Source organism: Limosilactobacillus urinaemulieris (assembly GCF_014838745.1).
Lineage (GTDB): Bacteria > Bacillota > Bacilli > Lactobacillales > Lactobacillaceae > Limosilactobacillus > Limosilactobacillus urinaemulieris.
Genome location: NZ_JABUXR010000012.1, coordinates 25,442 through 48,357, shown reverse-complemented (window position 1 = coordinate 48,357; position 22,916 = coordinate 25,442). Strand labels below are relative to the sequence as shown.

At 40.2% G+C, this 22,916-nt stretch carries 16 protein-coding genes; 14 read left to right on the top strand and 2 right to left on the bottom strand.

The window, feature by feature from the left end; genetic code table 11:
* Positions 1-3: 3 nt before the first annotated feature.
* On the bottom strand, positions 4-828 hold the full coding sequence (locus tag HUK45_RS06835; RefSeq protein ID WP_191911693.1) for a lipoate--protein ligase family protein: 825 nt from the start codon (positions 826-828) through the stop codon (positions 4-6).
* A 151-nt stretch (positions 829-979) separates the two neighbouring features.
* Between HUK45_RS06835 and HUK45_RS06830 the strand changes: the two genes are divergently transcribed.
* The 8 genes from HUK45_RS06830 to HUK45_RS06795 all read left to right on the top strand — a co-directional run bounded on the left by HUK45_RS06830 (position 980) and on the right by HUK45_RS06795 (position 8,741).
* Positions 980-1,390: a YwiB family protein gene (locus tag HUK45_RS06830; RefSeq protein WP_328797165.1), complete on the top strand. Its 411-nt coding sequence runs from the start codon at positions 980-982 to the stop codon at positions 1,388-1,390.
* Between the two features lie 44 nt (positions 1,391-1,434).
* A complete protein-coding gene (gene rpoE, locus HUK45_RS06825; RefSeq protein ID WP_191911692.1) occupies positions 1,435-1,989 on the top strand; it encodes a DNA-directed RNA polymerase subunit delta in 555 nt (184 codons plus the stop codon).
* Between the two features lie 172 nt (positions 1,990-2,161).
* Entirely contained in the window at positions 2,162-3,772 is a 1,611-nt protein-coding gene (locus HUK45_RS06820; RefSeq protein WP_191911691.1) for a CTP synthase, read from the top strand.
* 234 nt (positions 3,773-4,006) lie between these two features.
* Entirely contained in the window at positions 4,007-5,281 is a 1,275-nt protein-coding gene (locus tag HUK45_RS06815; RefSeq protein WP_191911690.1) for a UDP-N-acetylglucosamine 1-carboxyvinyltransferase, read from the top strand.
* A gap of 97 nt (positions 5,282-5,378) precedes the next feature.
* On the top strand, positions 5,379-5,624 hold the full coding sequence (locus tag HUK45_RS06810) for a type B 50S ribosomal protein L31 (protein WP_003717829.1): 246 nt from the start codon (positions 5,379-5,381) through the stop codon (positions 5,622-5,624).
* A gap of 131 nt (positions 5,625-5,755) precedes the next feature.
* A complete protein-coding gene (locus HUK45_RS06805) occupies positions 5,756-7,066 on the top strand; it encodes a PTS transporter subunit EIIC (protein WP_191911689.1) in 1,311 nt (436 codons plus the stop codon).
* On the top strand, positions 7,059-7,958 hold the full coding sequence (locus HUK45_RS06800; protein WP_191911688.1) for an alpha/beta hydrolase: 900 nt from the start codon (positions 7,059-7,061) through the stop codon (positions 7,956-7,958). Before HUK45_RS06805 ends, HUK45_RS06800 begins: the two co-directional genes overlap by 8 nt.
* Before the next feature lie 69 nt (positions 7,959-8,027).
* Positions 8,028-8,741 (top strand): class A sortase, encoded by a 714-nt coding sequence (locus tag HUK45_RS06795; protein WP_191911687.1) that lies wholly within the window; start codon positions 8,028-8,030, stop codon positions 8,739-8,741.
* A 488-nt stretch (positions 8,742-9,229) separates the two neighbouring features.
* On the opposite strand, the gene HUK45_RS06790 is transcribed toward HUK45_RS06795, so the two are convergent.
* Entirely contained in the window at positions 9,230-9,700 is a 471-nt protein-coding gene (locus HUK45_RS06790) for a low molecular weight protein-tyrosine-phosphatase (protein ID WP_191911686.1), read from the bottom strand.
* A 140-nt stretch (positions 9,701-9,840) separates the two neighbouring features.
* Between HUK45_RS06790 and HUK45_RS06785 the strand changes: the two genes are divergently transcribed.
* The 6 genes from HUK45_RS06785 (at position 9,841) to HUK45_RS06760 (ending at position 22,798) form a co-directional block, all read left to right on the top strand.
* Positions 9,841-10,404 (top strand): LemA family protein, encoded by a 564-nt coding sequence (locus HUK45_RS06785; RefSeq protein WP_191911685.1) that lies wholly within the window; start codon positions 9,841-9,843, stop codon positions 10,402-10,404.
* Between the two features lie 10 nt (positions 10,405-10,414).
* Positions 10,415-11,314: a zinc metalloprotease HtpX gene (htpX, locus tag HUK45_RS06780; protein WP_191911684.1), complete on the top strand. Its 900-nt coding sequence runs from the start codon at positions 10,415-10,417 to the stop codon at positions 11,312-11,314.
* A 164-nt stretch (positions 11,315-11,478) separates the two neighbouring features.
* Positions 11,479-12,861 (top strand): UDP-N-acetylmuramoyl-tripeptide--D-alanyl-D-alanine ligase, encoded by a 1,383-nt coding sequence (locus HUK45_RS06775; RefSeq protein ID WP_191911683.1) that lies wholly within the window; start codon positions 11,479-11,481, stop codon positions 12,859-12,861.
* 64 nt (positions 12,862-12,925) lie between these two features.
* Positions 12,926-14,428, top strand: a complete 1,503-nt coding sequence (locus HUK45_RS06770) for a DEAD/DEAH box helicase (RefSeq protein WP_191911682.1) — start codon at positions 12,926-12,928, stop codon at positions 14,426-14,428.
* A 346-nt stretch (positions 14,429-14,774) separates the two neighbouring features.
* Entirely contained in the window at positions 14,775-19,154 is a 4,380-nt protein-coding gene (locus tag HUK45_RS06765) for a beta strand repeat-containing protein (RefSeq protein ID WP_191911681.1), read from the top strand.
* Positions 19,151-22,798: a DUF1542 domain-containing protein gene (locus HUK45_RS06760; RefSeq protein ID WP_191911680.1), complete on the top strand. Its 3,648-nt coding sequence runs from the start codon at positions 19,151-19,153 to the stop codon at positions 22,796-22,798. Before HUK45_RS06765 ends, HUK45_RS06760 begins: the two co-directional genes overlap by 4 nt.
* Positions 22,799-22,916 lie beyond the last annotated feature (118 nt).

Here is a 22,916-nt window from a genome sequence, read left to right as displayed (position 1 = left end):
TACTTATTCCTCCCCCTGAAGGCGTTCTTGAAGACGGGTGATTGTTGATAGTTCTTGACCAAGGTATTGGATAAATTTCTGTGACCACATTGCTTGCCGTAATTGTTGTTCTCCGCGGTCCCTAAAAACATTTAACAGGCGCTGCCTAGCGTCTTCAAGGCTTAATGGCTTGCCAAGCAGTTCTTCGAGGGTGGTCATTGATGTTGGCCAAATATCCGGAAAGTGCCATTTATTTTCTTCGTCCTGTAGTCCCTTGGTATAGAAATCGCGAATTACTTCACCCCGTAACATTTGAGGACCATTAACGCTGAGGTATAGCATCACAACTACTCCCGATTTGTTCCGGCGTTGGGACATTCCGCCAATTTTTTGCCCATTAACGCTAAGATCAAAGGTTCCGGGGCAGTACGAATGAGTGATTTCTCCAGTTTTAATTGTCAGTTCAGGGTAGGCAGCACTAACCACATCAGTCATTACTTGGTAGGCCTCATCAATTTTAAGCTCACCGCCAATGACGTGCCACGGAAGAAAAATGGAAAAATTGAGGATTCCAGAGTCACTAGCGACGGCGAGCCCACCTGAATTACGAATAAAATAGTGCAGCCCTTTATTAGAAAGGTAGTTTAATGCGGTAGAAAGGTGAGGAAGTCGTTGATCCTTTAACCCTAAAATGATCGTGTTCTCTAGGGTCCAGAAATGAAGAACTGGGGACGGTAATTGATCACTAGCGCGGAGGATCGCATTGGTATATGTAAACGAAGAAAGATTATTTGCTGGCTTTAATGGTTGGTCAAAGATTTCGACGTGTTGGTTTGAAATATTAATCATAGTTACTTCTTCTTCTTTTCTATAAATACTGGTATTATTTAACAATTTCATTATACTAAACTAGGTTGAATAATAACATTCGGAGACAAAAAACAGTTATAATCAGGGCAAGATACTTAATAAACGGGAGGTCCTTAATATCAAACGCGTAGTGCCAGTCCATATTCAATTAACGACCACGATGGAACAAGATGGTCAGCGTGATCAATACCATTTTGACGAACAGGGACAATTTGTTGAATTAAATGGTAAGTATTATCTTCGCTATCAGGAACATCAAGACGGAACAACTACTCCGGTTCAATTCCGCCTTGGAACAGACCAACTTCATTTAAGACGAAGCGGCATCCGGGAAACAGACTTTGAATTTCAATTATCAGCACCGACAAAAACTCGTTACCGAACAGAATACGGGATTATCGAAATGCTGGTTACAACAAACCGATTAGCGGTAGAATTTGATCCGCAAGATGTTAATGGATCAATTGATTTGGAATACCAATTAACTGCGAATGAACAATTAATTGGAACTTACCAAGTTCAATTGCAATTTGCGGCCTAGCATTGTATACTGTAATTTAGACTTTTGAAGGGATGTGCACCAATTTGGATTTAAAGATTTTTGACGGCCAAGACAAATCAGAACTTTCAATGATCGAAGTTGCCCACGCTATTCTCGCACACCACGGCGAAGCAATGGCATTTGTTGATTTAACTAATGAAGTTCAACAATACCTTGGTAAGAGTGATGAAGAGATTCGTGAACGACTTTCCCAGTTTTACACTGATTTGAACATTGACGGCAGTTTTATCTCCCTCGGTGATAACACTTGGGGTCTACGTGCATGGTACCCATACGAATCAATCGACGAAGCAACCGTTGGTGAAAATGAAGATGACGAAGAGGACGATCGTCCAAAGACAAAGCGTCGTAAGGTTAACGCCTTCTTAGCTGACTCTAATTCTGATGATGATGTTATTGATTATGATAACGATGATCCTGAAGATGAAGGTCTTGATGATCAGGATGATGACGATAACACAGATTATGATGATGACGACGATGATGACGATTACAGCGATGATGATGGCCTTGATGACGGTATTGAAGGTCAATTATCTGAGTTGCAAGACGACGATGACGATGATGACGAAGAATAATTTTTAATATTTTGTTCTTGACTATCTGATGCCGAGCCTGTATTATCTTTCTTGGGCGCCTGTGAATTACAGGTAATCGTTCGTTAAAATGTTTGCTCCCTGTTTCAGTAGAAATGGGGAGTCTTTTCTATTTACTAACCCCATTAAAAAACAAAAAGGAGAAAATTACGCGATGACTAAATACATTTTTGTAACCGGTGGAGTTGTATCATCACTAGGCAAGGGAATTGTTGCTGCTTCCCTAGGTCGCCTGTTAAAGAACCGTGGCTTAAAGGTTGCCATTCAAAAATTTGATCCATACATTAACGTTGATCCGGGAACTATGAGTCCATACCAACACGGTGAAGTTTTTGTTACTGATGATGGAACCGAAACTGATTTGGATTTAGGTCATTATGAACGGTTTATTGACAACGACTTAAACAAGTACTCAAACGTTACAACCGGGAAGATTTATTCTGAAGTATTGCGGAAGGAACGTCGTGGTGATTACTTAGGACGGACTGTTCAAGTTATTCCCCACATTACTAACGCAATCAAGGATAAGATTAAGCGTGCGGGTGAAAGTACTGACGCTGAAGTTGTTATTACCGAAATTGGTGGGACTGTTGGTGATATTGAATCACAACCATTTATGGAAGCTATTCGGCAAATGAAGGAAGAAGTCGGCGATGATAATGTTTTATACATCCACACGACTCTAGTTCCATATCTTCGTGCAGCCGGTGAAATGAAGACCAAGCCAACCCAGCACAGTGTTCGTGAATTACGTGGTCTGGGAATTCAGCCAAACATCCTGGTTGTTCGGACCGAAAAGCCAATCACCGATGAAATGCGGACCAAGATCGCCCTATTCTGTGATGTTGATCCTAAGGCCGTAATTGAATCAATGGATGTAAATACGCTCTACGAAATTCCATTGAACCTTCAAAAACAAGGGATGGATCAATTAGTGGTTGATCACTTTGGCCTTGATTGTCCAGTTGCTGACATGCGCGAATGGACTGATATGGTAAACCACATTGAAAATGACTTGAAGAAGACCGTTAAGATTGCCATGGTTGGTAAGTACACTGACTTACAAGATGCGTACATCTCCGTTAACGAAGCTCTTCGTCATGCTGGTTACCCTGTTGATGCTAAGGTTGATATTGATCACTTTAATGCTGAAAACATTAATTCAGATAATGTTGCTGATACCCTTAAGGATTACGATGGGATCCTTGTTCCAGGTGGTTTCGGTAGCCGGGGAATTGAAGGAATGATTACTGCAATTAAGTATGCTCGTGAAAACGATGTTCCTTACTTAGGTATCTGCCTTGGGATGCAAACCGCATGTATTGAATTTGCCCGTGATGTTCTTGGTTATAAGGATGCAAACTCAACTGAATTCGATCCAAATACTGAGCACAACATTATTGACTTAATGTCTGATCAGGAAGACGTTGAAGATATGGGAGGTACTCAACGGTTAGGTGCTTACCCATGTAAACTGAAGCCAGGAACTGTTGCAGCTGCAGCTTACGATAACCAAAAAATGATTAGTCAGCGGCACCGTCATCGTTACGAATTTAACAATGATTACCGTCAAGAGATGGAAGATCACGGCCTGGTTGTTTCTGGTGTTAATCCTGACCGGAACTTAGTTGAAGTTGTTGAATTACCAGAGAAGAAATTCTTTGTTGCTGCTCAATATCACCCAGAATTTAAGTCACGGCCAAACCACCCAGAAGGTTTATTTAAGGCATTTGTTAAGGCTGCCGTTGAAAATAAGAATAATTAATTTCTTTTAACTGCTCTCAGGATAGGGATGTGAATTATAACTTATCTTGGGAGCTTTTTTTGCGGAAAAACGGCCTTCAAAATTGTTTAAGATTGCCTGAAAAAGGTTGTAATTTGTTAAATTATTAATTATTATGGTTATTGATTGTTTTGTTTGAGAAACAAACAATGTTTAGCTAAAATTAAATTAAAAATATTATAAAATCATAGAAATTTTAAGTGAGGAAACACGGACATGAAAAGAATGATCATTCAAGGAGGAAACCGACTCTCGGGCGAAGTTACGATCGGTGGTGCCAAGAACAGTACTGTTGCTTTGATCCCAGCAGCAATTTTAGCTGATACTCCAGTTGAATTTGATACTGTTCCAGATATCTTGGATGTTCACAACTTAATGATCATCTTGGAATCGATGAACGTTAAATCATCATTCACTCACGGATTTTTGGAAATCGATCCGACTCAGATCATTGAAGCTGAACTTCCAAGTAAGGCAATTAAGAGCTTGCGGGCTTCTTATTACTTTATGGGTGCTCTTTTAGGACGCTTCCATCGGGCAACGTTAATATTCCCTGGTGGGGACAATATTGGACCACGACCAATTGATCAGCACTTGAAGGCATTTAAGGCATTAGGTGCTTCTGTTAGTGAGAATAACGGAACTGTTCATTTGGATGCACCAAATGGCCTCCACGGTACACGGATTTTCTTAGATATGGTATCGGTTGGGGCAACAATTAACACCATTTTAGCTTCTGTTCGCGCAGAAGGAACAACCGTGATTGAAAACGCTGCGAAAGAACCGGAAATTATTGATTTAGCAACATTCTTAAATAACATGGGTGCCCAAATTCGTGGTGCTGGAACGGACACAATTCGGATTAACGGGGTAGATACTTTACAATCAATGAACACCCATACTATCATTGCTGACCGGATTGAATCCGGAACCTACTTAGCAATGGCAGCGGCGGTTGGTGATGGCGTAATGGTTCATAACGTCATTCCAGAACACCTAGAATCATTTACTAGCAAGATGATTGAAATGGGTGTCGACTTGCAAATTGATAGCGATAAGATCTATGTTCCTCGGGTTAAGCAACTCAAAGCAATTCACGTTAAGACGATGCCATTTCCTGGATTTGCAACTGACCTGCAACAACCACTCACGCCATTGATGTCACTTGCGGAAGGCGATAGTACGGTTGTTGATACAATTTACCCAAAGCGGGTTAAGCATATCCCAGAGTTACAAAAAATGGGAATGAAGATTGAAGCACGTGACGGAATGATCGTTATTAAGCATACTGATCAGCTTCATGGTGCGGAAGTTTCTGCCGGAGAAATTCGGGCTGGAGCTTCATTAACAATTGCCGGCTTGATGGCAGAAGGCACAACGGTTATTAACAATGCTGGAAATATCCTTCGTGGTTATGACCGAATTGTTTGGAAGCTAAACCGGTTAGGCGCAAAAGTATCTATCGAAGACGATAGCTCAGTAAAAATCTAATTAGTCTATTGCATCGATAATGGATCCATGTTATTCTGTTAGGGTTGATTATCTATGTTTCAGGCAATGATTCATGGCAAAAGGAGCGTAATAAATTATGAAACAAGGAATTCATCCAGATTATCATCCAGTAGTATTCCAAGATGCATCTACTGGTTACAAGTTTCTCTCAGGTTCTACTGTAACCTCAAGCGAAACTATTAAGTGGGAAGACGGTAACGAATACCCATTAGTACGGGTTGAAGTTACTTCTGATTCACACCCATTCTACACTGGTAAGCAAAAGTTTACCCAAGCAGATGGTGCTGTGGACAAGTTCAACAAGAAGTACGGTCTCAAGTAAGACATACTTTATTATTTATAAAGGCGTTGGGAGTTCCCAACGCCTTTTTCTTTAAAATCAGAAATTAGATCAGCCAAAGTAACACTGCGGTAGGTATAATAAAACTAGTTTTTAAAAGGAATGATGATTAGATGATTCGTCGCTTAATAAAGATAATAATGAAGCTAAATAACTGCTCGTTTTTTCGGGTAGTTCGTCAGACATTATCAATGCTATTTCCATTTGCATTACTTGGTTCATTTTCCCAGATGATATACCGAACCTTTCTTAGTCAAGATGGCCTGTTTTACAATGTAGCTTACCTTGGTGTGTGGGTTCCAGAATGGATCATGACAAATCTACAAGCCGCCTTTATCGGAGTTAGTAAGATTACGTTTAACCTGTTTGGAATTTTGGTTGCCTATGCTGCTGCCAAATACACTGCAAGGATCTATCATCGTGATTCACAACTAGCCGGTGCAACGGGAATTATCGTTATTCTGATTATTGCTTTTCGCTATGATCACGCACCAGTGGATCGAGCAATTGCCTTCAATTGGCGTCTCCTCGGAACACAGAGTTTATTGATTGCCTTGATTGTGGGGTACGCGATTGGACAAATCTATCACTGGTTAGGAATCGAACGCAACTTTCAGAAGACCAACCAAATTATTAGTGTTCGTGAACGATCACTGTATGCAATGAAGCCGTTGGTAACCTCCGTTATATTAGCAATTATTTTTACTTATATTTTGAACTTTAGCTGGTTAAGTAAAGTATTACGGGGTGTTTATTCCCAAATGGTAACAGTCGGCCACAATAATCAAGGAATTCTCCTGACAATTGCTGGAACTACTTTGGTAACAATTTTTGACTGGTTAGGGTTAGGGAATGTTGCTAACTCTGGAGCAATCTTAAGCGGCGGACCGTTTGCTAGTAACCTGAGCTATGCTTTGCGGCATGGTTCCTCGTGGAATGTTCCTTATCCATTCTTTGGTGGTTCGTTGTATAATTCATTTGCTAATTTTGGTGGCAACGGATTGTTACTTGCTCTTACAGTGGCAATTATTATTACTTCACGAAGTCAGGGACAACACCAAGTTGCTCGGTGGACGCTGTTACCAACACTTTTTAATTCGGAATACGCAGCGATGATTGGTTTACCGATTATAATGAACCCGCTTTACCTCCTGCTAATTTTAATATTACCAATTGTCAATATATTAATTGCTGCGGGAGCAATTGCAATTCATTTAATCCCACCAACTCCATATCCTGTTCTGGTAGGGACGCCAGGGCCACTGATTAGCTTTGTTGCTAGCAATGGTAATTGGTGGGTACTGATTTTTACATTAGCGCTATTCGTCTTGGATGTATGGTGTTTCATTCCATTTGTTAAAATTATTGATCATTTTGATAAAGAGCTATACTTAGACTCCTCGGAGGTGGACTACTATGGTTAAAAGAGAAGGAAGTCTCCGTAAAAAAAGTCGTCGCATCCTAATATCAATCATTATTGTTTTAGTTTTGATTGCCTTACCAACTTATTTTTGGATGAAGCATACCAACCGCTATCTAGCTCTTCAAGAAAAGTCACGAATGTCCCCAGTAATTATGGTCCCTGGTAGTTCTGCAACGAAAGAACGGTTTAACCAGTTGATTGAGTTATTGAATAAGAATACTGATAAAAAGCATAGTGTTTTGAAGTTGGAAGTATATAACAGTGGCAAGATTAGTTATAACGGGACGATTGCCCGAAATGATAATGAACCGTTTATTATTATTAGTTTTGAAAATAATAAAGACGGTCTTTCAAATATCAAAAAACAGGCAGCAATGCTAAATGATGCGTTTGATGAATTAACTGATCAGTATTACTTTAATAACTTTAAGGCATTTGGTCATTCAAATGGTGGGTTAATTTGGACATATTGGTTAGAACACTATTACGCTAACTATCAGGATAGTATTAAAATTAAAAGCTTAATGACTCTGGGAACACCATATAACTTTGCTGAAAAGTCAATTCAGACATCTACCCAAATGTTTACAGAATTGATTAAGTATCGTGATAAGCTGCCGAAAACGTTAAATGTCTTTTCCATTGCCGGGACGGAAAATTATGATTCTGATGGTTTGGTTCCAGAAGAAAGTGTTCAAGCAGGAAAGTATATTTTTCAAAAACAGGTTGCTCATTACACCGCGATGACAGTAACTGGTGATGAGGCGCAACACTCTGATTTGCCCCAAAATAAGCAAATCGTTAAGATGATTGAGGAATACCTTCTTGATGGACGAAATCCAAATAATCCGGTAAATAGAAACGATGGAAGTAGAAAAAACAGTGATAATTAAAGTTTCTGTTCAAAAAATGGAAAACAAGTTATACTATGTCTATCTAATTGAACGAGAGGGATAAGTAGGATGAAACAACAAAAAAAATCACGGGGATGGCTACGGTGGACCGCGGTAGTGATCTTGCTATTAATTGCGGTAGTTCTCATCTTTAACCAACAGATTAAGTATTACTTAACAGAAAGTTATCGACCGCAGATTACTCGTCAAGCAATTAAGGAGAACCAAAGTAAGCAAAACAGTGCTAACTATGATTATAGCAATGCACAGGATCTAAGCTTACAGACCGTTGCAAGGGCACGAGCAAAGAAACAACCAATTAACATTATTGGTGAGATTACTGTACCAGCAATTGATATGACGATTCCGATTGCTAATGGTGTTGATAATACAACGTTAGCTTTAGCAGCCGGAACGTTACGGCCAAACATGAAGATGGGGGAAGGTAACTATGCGTTGGCTGGTCATAATATGGCTAACGGCAGTAAGGTCCTTTTCTCTCCCTTGTATTCTAAATCTAAGGTTGGTCAAAAAGTGTACATTACTGACTTGAAGAATGTTTATGAGTACAAGATTTACGAACGGAAGATTATTTCGCCTTCACAGGTTGAAGTAGTAGATAATACTAAGAACAAGATTATTACTCTGATTACTTGTGATGAGACCGGTGCTCACCGACTAATGGTTCGTGGTAGTTTTGTTAAGAAGATGCCATTTAAAGAAGCACCACAGCAAGTACAACATAATTTCAGCAGTAAGTATACGACAGGAAGAAAATCATAAATAAAAGGATGCATGACAGGAATCGTTAATGACTTCTATCATGCATCCTTTTAATTTTTCGAGAACCTTGAGCTAATGGCGGTTTTACTGCAACTTAGTCGAAATGCGTAGCCTATGCTTCTAGGCAACAGAGCGGAAATGTGCTCGCACTAACCTTCCTCGAGCTAACGTTCTACTGCAACTTAGTCAAGAACTGCTCGCCAGGAACTTGCTAGAGCTAACAACCTCCCTCCCAGATGCTTTTAGCATCCAGTCGGGAGAAATTGTTAGCTTTCCGCAAGTTCTCTGCTGGCTCGCACTCTACTTTTCAACCTTTTTTGCTTCATCCATTGCCTTCATTAGTGAAGGGTTCTTTGAATGGCAGTCCTTGATCATTTGGTAATCTTCTTCATTTAATTCAACAACGTACTTTGTCATAATAATTGCCTCGCTTTCCATAAATCGTAACTATACTATACCACAAGAAATAAGCAATACTTGGTGGAAATTTATTGGGTTTTAATTTCGTGACTTAGTTTCTTCAACCAGAACGGGAGAGCTTCAGCAAGGCTGTGGTAAGTATCTTCAAAGCGATGGGTATACCAAGGATCGGGAATTACTGTGCCTTCTTTTCCCGGAACAATGTCGTATACCTGGTAGATCTTATAACGATCAATCGCTGGAGCCATTCGTAAGAGGTTGCGTTTATTCATATCGTCCATGCAGACAATATAGTCAGCAGAGTCAAAGTCAGCCTTTGTAATGGGACGGGAAACCAGGCCACTGGGATCTAAGTGATGGTGACGCATTGTTTTTTGTGCACCGGGATGAGGAGAATTGCCTTCTTCTTCATTGCTAGTGGCCGCGGAGTCAATTACGATTTGGTCGCTTAAATGTTCTTGAGCAACCATTTGGCGGAACATTGCCTCTGCCATTGGGGAACGACAGATATTGCCGAGACAGACAAAAATAATCTTCATTTTAACCACCTCATAGTTATCTTTCCTTTCATCATACCGGATTTGCTAATTTTTTGCTAAATTGATGATTTAAGTATCGCTCTTAAATGATCAATTTGATATTATAATTGTTACTAAAAAATAATAGAGGAGGAAGAGAAATGGTAGCGACAATTGTTGTCATTGTAATTATTGTGTTACTAGTTGCTCTTTATGCTGGCCTGTACAACGGTCTAGTACAATTACGGACTCATGCTCAGGAGTCCTGGAGTCAAATTGATGTTCAGCTCCAACGACGGAATGACTTAATTCCTAACTTGGTTTCAACGGTTAAGGGGTACAGTAAATACGAAGCAAGCACCTTAGAAAAGGTTACCCAGTTACGGAGCCAATTAGAAAATGTTCCAGATGATGATCACGCACAAAAAATGGCGGTTTCTAATGAATTGACAGGAACATTACGCTCCTTATTTGCGGTTGCTGAAAATTACCCTGACTTGAAGGCTAGTACCCAGTATCAATCATTAATGGAAGAGTTAAGCAACACTGAAAATAAGATTGCTTATTCTCGTCAACTGTACAATTCAACTGTTGCTAACTTGGATGCTAAAATTCAATCATTTCCAAGTAACATTGTTGCCAAAATTCATCATTTTAAGCAGATGGATTACCTTCAAGTGCCAAAGGAAGCAAAAGAAGTGCCAAAGGTTTCGTTTGATGATTAGGTGATGCCTAATGTTATATCAACAAATAGCTAAAAATAAGCGAAAAACGATTTTTGTTTTGACCGGGTTCTTAATTCTTGTAGCATTAATTGGTGCAGCAATTGGTTACCTATTTGCAGGGACAGCAGTAGGAGGAGTTATAATTGCCGGAGTTCTGGCAGTAATTTATATGTCGGTCATGGTTAGTCAATCAACTGATGTAGTGATGAATATGAATAATGCCCAAGAAATTCATTCGGCACAGGAAGCACCTGAACTCTGGCATGTCGTTGAAGATATGGCAATGGTTGCTCAGGTTCCGATGCCGCGAGTATTCATCATTGACGATCCAAGCCCCAATGCGTTTGCTACGGGAAATGATCCCCAGCACTCTGCGGTTGCCGCAACGACAGGTCTTCTTCAAATAATGAACCGGGAAGAACTAGAGGGCGTGATGGGACACGAAATGAGTCACGTGCGCAGCTATGATATTCGCCTTCAAACGATCGCACTCGCCCTTTCAGCAGCGATTACGGCTTTAGTTAATTTTGCTGGTAATTTCTGGTGGTTTGGCGGTGGGCGGAGTTCGGATGACGACGATGATAGTGCAATTGGTATTTTTGCCATCATTGGTTCGATTTTGTTAATTATCTTGGCTCCGTTAGCTGCTTCGATTGCTCAAATGGCACTATCGCGTAATCGAGAGTATTTAGCGGATGCTGGTGCTGTAGAGTTAACACGGAACCCTCATGGCTTGATTAGTGCGTTACAGAAACTGCAAAATGCGCAGCCAATGAAGAACGTTGCACCAAGTAGTTCATCACTCTATATTAGTGATCCAGAACTTAACCGCCGTCACAAACGATTTGCGCATCTCTTTGACACCCACCCGCCCCTAGATGAACGGATTGCACGATTAGAGGAAATGTAGGTATTTAGGGTTTTATTCATACAAGTAACCATGGCGACCTTATTCAGTTTGGGATAAGGTCGCTTTTTTGTGGTGAATCAAGCTCTAAGTAGCTGACTCGTACTCTAATAGTGTGATATACTTAATAAGCTAGACTTAGATATAGGAGATAGAGGAGCTTTTCCATGAAAATGAAATTGGCCGAAATTGCGAAGGCAATCGGCGCAGAAAACAATATTGAACAATGGAAAGATGTTGAAATTACGAGTGTCGCCTTTGATAGTCGACAACTTGATTCAGGAGCATTATTTATTCCACTTCAAGGAGCCCAAGATGGCCACCAATATGTTGAGAGCGCTTTTGCAAACGGCGCAGTTGCAACTCTATGGGCAAGTGATCACGATGTAACAACGACAGATGACCAACCAATTCTTGTCGTTGATGATCCGCTTGAATCATTACAGCAGTTAAGTAAGTACTACTTACATAAAATTAACCCAATCGTTGTTGCGGTTACGGGGAGTAATGGTAAGACAACTACTAAGGATATGACAGCTTCAATCCTCAGTACTCAATTAAACGTTACAAAGACCCACGCGAACTTCAATAATGAGATCGGAGTACCGGTAACCCTTTTAAACATGGAGTCCAGTACCGAGGTTGTTGTAGTTGAAATGGGGATGGATCGTCCTGGTCAGCTCGATTTCTTGAGTAAGTTAGTGTCCCCTGATTTCGCGGTAATAACAATGATTGGTGAAGCCCATATCGAATTCTTTGGAACGCGTGACAAGATTGCTGATGCAAAGATGGAGATTGTTCATGGCTTAAAAGAAGATGGAACTTTCATTTTTAATGGTGACGAACCATTGCTTCAAGAACGCGCAGCTAATGTTGAGCAACGTAAGGTTACATTTGGCCGCCAATTAACTGATGATTTCTACGCAACGAGTGTTAAACAGCACGAGACTTCAATCGACTTTAAGGTTAACGAATGGCCGGATGAGGAATTCACAATCCCAATGGTTGGTGAATACAATGTTAATAATGCGTTAGCCGCAATTGCGGTTGGCAAACAGCTTCACATTACGCCAGCACACATTAAGAAAGCATTGAAGAATGTTGAACTAACTGAAAATCGTGCAGAGTGGGTTGACGGTGCTCAAGGGGAGAAAATTCTGAGTGACGTTTATAATTCCAACCCGACAGCTGCTAAGCAAGTCTTGAAGACGATTGAAGAATTGCCAACAGCTGGTAAGCGGATCGCTGTTTTGGGTGATATGCTTGAATTAGGGGATGCCTCAGCACGCCTTCATGCTAGTTTAGCCGCTAACATTGATCCTAAAAAGATCGAAGAAGTTTACCTTGTCGGTTCAGAGATGGAAAATCTTCGAAATGCTTTAGAAGAGCAGGACTATCCTGCTTCAGCAATTCACCATTATTCCACGACTGAATTGGATAAGCTAGTGGCAGATTTACAGGCAACGATTAATGCCGATGATCTCGTATTATTAAAGGCTAGCCACGGGATTCACTTAGAGAAAGTTTTAGCTGAATTAACAACAAAATAGATAGCAAGACCAGCCGACAGACAGAGCTTGTTTAGTCGGCTGGTAATTTTTAGGAGGAACATATTTGAAGTTTAGTGAATTAGGATTGTCAGATAGTTTATTAAAGGCAATCAAACGGAGTGGTTATGAAGAAGCAACACCAATTCAAGAACAAACCATTCCAATGGTATTAAAGGGACAAGACGTAATTGGTCAAGCACAGACAGGTACAGGGAAAACAGCTGCGTTTGGGTTGCCAATTATTGAACACGTTGATACGGATAACCCTAATGTCCAAGCAATTATCATCTCGCCAACTCGGGAATTAGCGATCCAAACCCAAGAGGAACTATTCCGTTTAGGGAAAGATAAGCATGTCCGGGTGCAGGTTGTATACGGTGGGGCTGATATCCGTCGCCAAATCCGGAACTTAAAGCAACACCCGCAAATCCTTGTGGGGACGCCGGGACGACTCCGTGATCACCTGAACCGCCATACGGTAAAGCTAGACCACATCAAAACATTAGTGCTCGATGAAGCGGATGAAATGCTGAATATGGGATTTTTGGATGATATTGAAGCAATTATCAACCAAACACCTGCTAATCGGCAAACACTCTTATTCTCCGCTACAATGCCACCAGAAATTAAGAAGATCGGGGTTAAGTTTATGACTGACCCGACAATGGTGCGGATTAAAGCAAAGGAATTAACAACTGATTTAGTTGATCAATATTACGTTAAAGCTCGGGACTACGAAAAGTTTGATATTATGACTCGGCTGATTGATGTTCAGGATCCAGATCTTACCATTGTTTTTGGTCGGACTAAGCGCCGGGTTGATGAATTATCACGGGGGCTAATTGCTCGTGGCTATAATGCAGCCGGGATCCATGGTGATCTAAGTCAGGATCGGCGAACTAAGATCATGAAGCAATTCAAACGTGGTGAACTGGATATCCTTGTTGCAACCGATGTGGCAGCGCGGGGATTGGATATTTCAGGAGTGACCCACGTATACAACTACGATATTCCGTCAGATCCAGATAGCTATGTTCACCGAATTGGCCGGACTGGTCGTGCCGGACATCATGGTGTTTCTTTAACATTTGTTACACCAAATGAAATGGATTACCTGCGTGAAATCGAAAAATTAACCCGGGTTCGGATGCTCCCATTAAAGCCACCAACGGCCGAAGAAGCCTTTAAGGGGCAAGTTGCCAGTGCTTTTAATGATATTGATGAGCTGATTTCTCAAGATTCCACGGAACGGTACCAAGAGTCTGCAGAGAAGTTATTAGCAACCCACAATGCTACTGATTTGGTTGCTGCGTTACTGAACGAAATGACCAAGGAACCAGCCAGTGATGTGCCAGTTAAAATCACACCAGAACGGCCATTGCCACGGCGGAATCACCGTAATGGACGCTCAGGACATGGTTATCGTGGTCCACGAGATCATCGCCATAATAACTATGGTCACCGTCGGCATAACAACGGTGGTCGGAGTCGTTCCCGGCGTCATGATAATCATGGTAGTAATCATTCTAGTCGACATGCGTTTAATATCCGTCATCGGGAAGATTAGACTAACTGAGATTTAATATTTAAAGCAATTCAGAGATTTAGTTAAACTGATACCTCTGAATTGTTTTTTTATTTAGGACTAATTGATAGTAAGCAAAGTTAATTGCTTATAAGTTACCAATAAGTTAAACTAATTGTGTAGTAATTTTGAAAAAATTTTTCGATTTACTAATCAGGAAAATGTTTATCAAAAGGAAATGAAATATAGGATAATCGATTGCTTTACGAAGAAAGTATAAATTAACTATTAGTTTATTGACTGATAGTATGATTAGTTAATCATAAGTAACTAATTTTGGAGTAAGTAATCGATTTTGTTGTAGTTAACAATTAGGGGAGGATATTCAATGGTATCAAAGAATAACCGGAAATTAATTGCAAGCAAGAATCGGAAGAACGAAAAGCAACGGTTTGGCTTACGAAAGTTAAATGTTGGTGTTGCTTCTGTCCTTTTAGGGGTAACTTTCAGTGTATATGGCGGTGGACAGCTAGTCGCTCACGCTGATACTACTAATGCCGGCGATCAGGCAGCTGACACCCAGAAAACCAATGAGGGGGGGTCATCCTTAGTTGATCAGAAGCAGGTTACTTTGACCGCTAAGACTGACCAAGCCACAACTGAATCATCAGCTAAGACAACGACACCTGCACAATCTGGTGATCAAACTACTGCTCAAGCGCAAACAAAGACTGAAGAACAGACAAGTGTTGATGCGAAGACAGATGCTTCTGATAGTGCCAAGACTCAAACGAATGCCGACAAGCAGACAGCTACTGAATCAAAGACCGACCAAACTTCTGAAGATCAAGTTGCTAAGGCAAATAATGATCAGGCCACTTCAGCAAAGAAGGCAACAGCGGACGAAAGCACTTCAACCACTGTTAAGGATCAATCAACCACGACTGATCAAACAGCTGTAAAGGATGAAGAAAGCAATGACGCTAAGGCTGACGATAACGAAACTACTAATTTAAACCTTACTAAGGGCAGCGTTCTGAAGGCCCAAGCAGCGAAGGCTTCCTTAGTGCAAACGAAGGCGGCTACTAATGATGAAAATACAGTAACTGTTAATACTGCTCAAGAATTGATTGATGAAATTCAAAAGGGAACTGCTACGACTATTAATATTGGGAAAGATATTGATCTAGGAGAAAAGACTAATAGCAACTACACCAATACCAATATTTCTAATAAACGTAACATCATAATTCAATCTGCTGATGGTAAGCACTATACTGTAGACTTTAACGGTTATGGCTTCAATATGTACAGTAACGATTATGGAGTTACTTTCAAAGACTTAGACTTATATGGTAGAAGTTATTACGGTATTGTTAGAAGTGCTGGATCATATACTTTTGATAATGTTAACTATACCGGGTCACAATTAATTTATACTGATTCTGGATATAACACGACAGTTAACTTTGATGGTAATGTTACTGCTCATTCAGTGGGTTCATATATCAGTCCGCTAAATAATAAGTCTCAAGCCAGCCAGGGTGGTAATACTCAACAGGTAATTCAATTTGCTGCTGGAACGAACACAGTTAACTTTAATTCTGGTAGTAATGTCACCTTAACTACTACTAACTCGAATGTTCTTGAAGTTGATAGGGGAACAACAACGATCAACGTTAAGAATGGTGCTCAAGTTTCCTTAAATCCACATACTCAAAATGGCCCAGAACAACTTAATGGGATGAGTATGGATAGCATTGCCCGTGGGATTGCTTCAAATGGTGATACTACTTTGAACATTGATCAGGGTGGTAACCTAGACATTAACTTGACAAAGAATACCGAAGATAAGTACCTTTCTGGTGCTCTTTACTTGAATTCTGGTGCAACGATTAACGTTAATGGTAATTTGAACATTAATTCTGATGGTACACCTTATTACCGCTCTCAAGGTTGGGATGATCCGGTTTACATCAACGGTAATGCTGCCATCAATGTTAATGGTGGTTCATTCAAGGTTAATGCTACTAACATGGGTGATTACAAGGGTTCAGTTGTTACTTCAAATGGAAATTCAACAATCGCTATCAGTCACCATGGTACCTTTGATGTAACTGGTGATGGTACCCAAGCTACTGGTGTATCACTTGGTAGTGGTAGTACCTTTACTTCAACTCAGCCAGAACTATTCAACATTTCAATGCCAGATGGTGCCACTGCAATTAAGAACGGGAAAGTCCAATTTACTGGTGTAAAGACTTCAGCTGATGGTCAACCAATCGGTGAAATCGACATTACTTATGCTAGTGATGGTACTCCAACTGTCACTAAGGTAACTAGTTACGATGAAGCTACAACTACAGAAACTAGAACTGCTGGAAATAATGCTAAAAACAAGATTAATTTAGTTGCTGCTGGTGAAGAAGTTAACCTTTCTGGCGTTAAGTTTGTTAAGAATGCTGACGGCACATACACCATGAGTGGTAGTGCTAATACCGTTGATAAGAAGGGCGCTTATGTTTATATTTCAGTAAATGGTCAAGTTCATCAAGTTGCTCCAACAGATTCACAAACTCTTTGGACTGCGAATGAAACAGGTGACCCAACATCAACCGCTGAACCATATTCTGCTAAAACAGATGCTAACGGTAACTTCTCTGTAAACCTTGGTAAGTTAAATGATGGTGACCAAGTTTCTGTATATGCTGCTAAGGACTTTGTTAAGGCTGATACTCAAGGGCCAAAGTCAGTTAACGACTGGATGGCGGATTCTTACAAGACTGAATTGCAAGACTTAGTTAATGAAGCGCCAACAGTTAAAGCTTCAACTAACTTTACTTCAGCTGGTACAAATGAGAAAACAGCATATACTAATGCAATCACAAACGGCCAAGATGTATTAAATAATTCAGCTGCTACTTCAGACCAAATTCAAGATGCAATTACTAAAATTACTACCGCTAAGAGTGGCTTAAATGGTGATCTTAATAGTGCAAAGCAGGCTCTTCAGGATGCTGTGAATGCTGCACCAGCCACCGAAAAAACGGCAGCATATTACAATGCCGATTCTGCAAAGCAAAAGGCATATAAAGATGCAATTACTGCAGGTAGTGATGCTCTAAAGGCACCAAACCCTACAGTAAAGAGTCTTACTGATGCATTAACTGCAATCAATACTGCCAAGTCTGCTTTAGATGGTCAGGCAACTAATAAGGCTGCTCTTGAAACAGCAGTTAAGAATTCTGATACTGTAAAGGCAAGTAATAACTACACTAACGCTGATGAAGCTCAAAAGACTGCTTACGACAATGCAGTTACTAATGCAAAGTCAGTTTTGGATAACACTGATGCAACCCAGGATCAAGTAGATCAAGCATTGCAAAAACTTGAGGAAGCAAACAGTAAGTTAAATGGTGATACCAAAACAGATGCCGCTAACAAGGCTGCTCTTGAAGCTGCTGTTAAGGAAGCACCAACTGTACGAGAGACACCTGCTTTCTACAACGGCACTGATGAAGCCCAAGAAGCTTACAACAAAGCAATTACTGATGGTCAAGCAGTATTGGATAATACCAATGCAACAGCTGATCAAATCAAGGGTGCTTTAGATGCAATTACCACTGCTAAAGGTAATTTGAAGGGTGAGGCAACCAATACTGATGCCCTTAATAAGGCTATAGCTGCTGCTAATGACGCTAAACAAACTAGTGATTACACTGATGCTGATCAAGCTAAACAAGAAGCACTTACTAATGCAATCACTGCTGGTCAAAGTATTTTAAATAAGCAAAATGCCACTCAAGCTGAAGTAGATAATGCCGTAAAGACTATCAAAGATGCTATTAGTGATTTGAACGGTACTACCAATCTTGAAACTGCAAAAACTGATGCAACTGCTGCAATTAATAATGAACTAAAAGATAAAACTACAGAAATTAATCAAGCAACTAACATTGATCAAGATCAAAAGACTAGTTTGATTAATGAAGCAACTCAAGCAGCTAATAAGGCCAAAGATGATATTAAGAACGCAACGACTACTAGTGATGTAACTACTGCCAAGAATACAGGTATTGAAAATATCAACAAAGTTACTGTGCCAAGCTTAGACGATGCCAAACAAGAAGCAACCAAGGCAGTAGATGATGCTCTTGCTAGTCAAAAAGAACTTATTAATCAGGCTAATAACCTTAGTGACACTGAAAAGCAATCTTTGATTAACAAGGCAACTACCGCAGCTAACACTGCCAAGGATAATATCGATAAAGCAACGACCAATGTAGACGTAGCCAAAGCAGGTCAAGACGGCGTTACTGAAATTGGAAAGGTTGTTCCAACTAGCTTAGCTGATGCAAAAGATGCAGCGAATAAAGCAATTGATGATGCTTTAACTAAGAAGTTAAATTCAATTGATGCTGCACAAAACTTAACCACTGATGAAAAGACTGAATTAACTAATAAAGCTAACACTGCCGCAAATGAGGCTAAAGACAAAGTTGCTCAAGCCACTACTAATGATGAAGCTGCTCAAGCAGGTCAAGCTGGTGCTGACGCGATCGATGCTATTCCAGTACCAACTGAATCAGCAGTAAAGCAGGAAGCAAAAGATGCTGTAGCAAAAGCTGCTGATGAAAAGAACCAAGCCATTGATGCTTCAAACTTAACTGATGAAGAAAAGGCTGCCTTAAAGCAGGATGTAACCAAGGCTCAAGATGATGCGATGCGAATACTGCAATTGATAGTGCTAAGACTAATGAAGCAGTGAAGAGTGCTCAAGAAACAGGTGTTGGCAATATCAACAAGATTTCAGTCCCAGCTGAATCAGCAGTTAAAACTGCCGCAAAGGAAGCCGTAGCTCAAGAAGCTACTAAAAAGAATCAAGCAATTGATGCAGCATCAAGCTTAACTGATGAAGAAAAAGCTGCTTTGAAACAAGAAGTAACTACTGCTCAAAATGCAGCGGATACTGCAATTGATAATGCTAAAACTAATATTGCAGTAACCAATGCTAAGAATACTGGAATTTCAAATATCCAAAATATCGAGATTCCAACTAAATCAACTTCTAAGGAAAAAGCTACTGCTGATTTAACTAATGCTGTTGATGCAGCTAAGGCAGCAATCGATCAAGATACCAACTTAACTGATGATCAAAAGCAAGCAGCTAAGGATCAAATTGATAACGACGCCAAGAATGCTCAAAAGGCAATCGATGATGCTAAGAATGATACTGATGTCAACAATGCAATCAATGATGGTAAGCTTGCTATCGATAAGACAGTTGCCAATGCTGCAATTGACGATGCGGCAGCTGGTAAGAACAAAGAAATTGCTAACTCTCCATTAACTACTGATGAGCAAAAGGCCTTGATTGATTTAATCAAGGAAACTGGTGAGAATGCTAAGCAAAATATCGCCAATGCAACTACTCCAACAGAAGTAACGACAGCTCAAGAAGCTGGTGTTAAGGCTATTAATAACATTAATATTCCAACTGCTTCTTCTGTTAAGGACAATGCTATTGCTGCAATTGATAAGGCTCTTCAAAACAAGACAAATGAAATCAAGAGTGCTACTAACATTACCGATCAAGAAAAGCAAGATTTGATCAAGCAAGCCACCGATGCTGCTAATACCGCTAAGGATAAGATCAATAATGCAACCACTAATTCAGATGTAGCAGCAGCTGAAACTAATGGTGAAAAGGCAATTGCCGATGTTACTGTTCCGGGGTTGTCTGACATCAAGAAGGAAAGCACCGATTTAATTAATAAGACCTTAGATAAGAAGAAGGATGAAATTAACAATGCTTCTAACTTGTCAAATGATGAAAAGCAACAATTAATTAATGATGCTACTAAGGCTGCCACCGATGCTATTAACAATGTCAACAATGCTAAGACCAATGATGAAGCTAAACAAGCTGCAGATACTGGTGTTAAGAACATTGAAGATGTGAAGATTCCAAGTCTTGATAGTGCTAAGACTAATGCTAACCAAGCAATTGATGACGTATTGAAGTCTAAGACTAACGAAATCAATAATGCTTCTAACTTGAGTAATCAAGAAAAGCAAGATTTGGTTAAGGAGGCAACTGATGCCGCTAAGACTGCAAAAGACAACATCAATAGTGCAACTACTAATGATGCTGTTAAGAAGGCTGAAGAAGATGGTGTTAACTCAATCAAGGGCGTTAACTTCACTAACTTAGATGATGCAAAGAAAGCAGCTAATAACGCTATCGATAATGCATTAACTAATAAGACTAATGAAATTAACAATGCTTCTAACTTATCTCAAAATGAGAAGCAAGATTTGATTAGCAAGGCAACCGATGCAGCCAACACTGCTAAGGACAACATCGCTAAGGCAACTACTAACGATGCTGTAACTGATGCCCAAAACAAGGGTATTCAAGAGATTACTAATGTAACTGTTCCTGGTCTTGATGAAACTAAGCAAGAAGCAATCAATGCCATCAAGCAGGTTCAAGAATCTAAAAACAAGCAAATTAGTGATGCTAAGAACTTAAATGCAGATCAACAAAAGAGTTTAACTGATCAGGTTAATAAGATTGCTGATGAAGCAATTGCTAAGATTAATGATCCAGCCACTACGACTAATGACGTAGTGGCAGCAACTCGGGACAATGCAATTGACCAAATCACTAACTTGTTTATCCCAACCTTAAATGATGCTCAAGATGATGCAACTAATGCAATCGAAACTGCTAAGGATGCTAAGATTGATGAGATCAATAATGCTAAGAACTTGTCTGATCAAGAGAAACAAGATTTGACTGATCAGGTAAATCAAGCTGCGGATGATGCTACTAAAGCAATCAAGGATGCAACAACTAATGATGCTGTTAAGGATGCTGAAACTAAGGGCTTGAATGATATTAACAACATCAAGGTTCCAAGTTTGGCTGAGAAGCAACAGGAAGCTAAGGATGCGGTTGCTAAGGCTGCCGATGCCAAGAATCAGGCAATTGACAATTCCAACTTGACATCAGACGAAAAGACTGCCTTGAAGAAGCAAGTTAGTGACGCCCAAACAGCTGCTAACAAGGCGATTGATGATGCTTCAACTGATGCTGAGGTAACTAAGGCACAGAACGATGGCATTGATAGCATCAACAAGATTGCTATCCCAGAAACTTCAGATGCTAAGGCCAAAGCAACAACTGACCTTAAGAATGCTGTTGATAATGCTAAGAAGGCAATTGATCAAGATACTAACTTGACTAATGACCAAAAGCAAGCAGCTAAGGACGCAATTGATCAGGATGCTAAGACTGCCCAAGAAGCGATCAATAATGCTAATACTGACAGTGATGTTAAGAAGGCTGCTGATAACGGTCAATTAGCAATTGACAAGGATGTTGCTAATGCAGCAATTGATAACGCTGCCGCTGGTAAGAAGGCTGAAATTGCTAAATCACCATTAACTGATGCTGAAAAGCAAGCCTTAGATCAGCAAGTTGATCAACAAGTACAAACAGCTAAGGATAACATTGCTAAGGCTACGACTACTGATGAAGTAACTACGGCACAGAACAATGGTATTGATAACATTAATAATATTAAGATTCCATCTGTTCCAACTACTAACCTGACGGATGCTAAGAATGCTGCCAATACTGTCATTGATAATGCTGCTGCAGCCAAGAAGGATGCTATTAAGGCTGCTCAAAATGCTGGTACCATTACCGCTGATCAAGCTGTTGACTTGAATAAGCAAGTTGACCAGGCTGCTAATGAGGCTAAGCAAGCAATCAATAATGCAACAACAGCAAGCCAGGTTGAACAGGCACAAAATAATGGTGTTCAGAAGATTAACAACATTAATATTCCAAGCATCACTGATGCCAAGGATGCTGCTAAGGACGCAATTGATCAGGCTGCTAAGAACAAGGATGCTGAAATTGATGCAAGTAACTTAAGCGATCAGGAAAAGGCCGATCTGAAGAATGAGGTCGTAATTGCTGACACCGCTAAGAAGAACATTGATAGTGTTGATAATGCCGCTGAAGTAAACAATGCAATGAATGCAGGAATCGCTGCTATTAATGGAATTAAGGTTGCTACTAGTTCAGATAACCAGAATGAACAATCAGGTAACAACGGTAGTACCATTGATAATGGTTCAGGTGAAGCTACTAATAATAATGGTAGTCAAGCCGGTTCAGTAACTGGTACTACAACAAGTCAATCAAATGGTGCAAAGATTTCTGCCACTGGTCTAAATGGTAAGAATGCTGTTCGGACTAATGCTAATAAGCAAGCAGCTCAATTACCACAAACTGGTAATGAAAACAACGCTAGTCTTGGTGTAGTTGCCTTAGCTGCTGCAAGTCTAGCCGGGCTCTTCGGCTTTACCAAGTTAGGTAAGAAGAAGGAAGACTAGTAAGTTAGCTGGTAACTAGCTAATTAAATTCAAAAGCGACTCGAGAGGGAAAGCCCTCTTAAGCCGCTTTTTTAGATCAAAATAAATCCCAGGATGAGATTAGCTCACTCTGGGATTT

Excerpts from the sequence above, each read along its gene's own strand:
- HUK45_RS06835 (WP_191911693.1), bottom strand. The coding sequence starts at position 828 with ATGATTAATATTTCAAACCAACACGTCGAAATCTTTGACCAACCATTA.
- HUK45_RS06820 (WP_191911691.1), top strand. The coding sequence starts at position 2,162 with ATGACTAAATACATTTTTGTAACCGGTGGAGTTGTATCATCACTAGGC.
- HUK45_RS06815 (WP_191911690.1), top strand. The coding sequence starts at position 4,007 with ATGAAAAGAATGATCATTCAAGGAGGAAACCGACTCTCGGGCGAAGTT.
- HUK45_RS06810 (WP_003717829.1), top strand. The coding sequence starts at position 5,379 with ATGAAACAAGGAATTCATCCAGATTATCATCCAGTAGTATTCCAAGAT.
- HUK45_RS06805 (WP_191911689.1), top strand. The coding sequence starts at position 5,756 with ATGATTCGTCGCTTAATAAAGATAATAATGAAGCTAAATAACTGCTCG.
- HUK45_RS06800 (WP_191911688.1), top strand. The coding sequence starts at position 7,059 with ATGGTTAAAAGAGAAGGAAGTCTCCGTAAAAAAAGTCGTCGCATCCTA.
- HUK45_RS06795 (WP_191911687.1), top strand. The coding sequence starts at position 8,028 with ATGAAACAACAAAAAAAATCACGGGGATGGCTACGGTGGACCGCGGTA.
- HUK45_RS06790 (WP_191911686.1), bottom strand. The coding sequence starts at position 9,700 with ATGAAGATTATTTTTGTCTGTCTCGGCAATATCTGTCGTTCCCCAATG.
- HUK45_RS06785 (WP_191911685.1), top strand. The coding sequence starts at position 9,841 with ATGGTAGCGACAATTGTTGTCATTGTAATTATTGTGTTACTAGTTGCT.
- htpX (WP_191911684.1), top strand. The coding sequence starts at position 10,415 with ATGTTATATCAACAAATAGCTAAAAATAAGCGAAAAACGATTTTTGTT.
- HUK45_RS06775 (WP_191911683.1), top strand. The coding sequence starts at position 11,479 with ATGAAAATGAAATTGGCCGAAATTGCGAAGGCAATCGGCGCAGAAAAC.
- HUK45_RS06765 (WP_191911681.1), top strand. The coding sequence starts at position 14,775 with ATGGTATCAAAGAATAACCGGAAATTAATTGCAAGCAAGAATCGGAAG.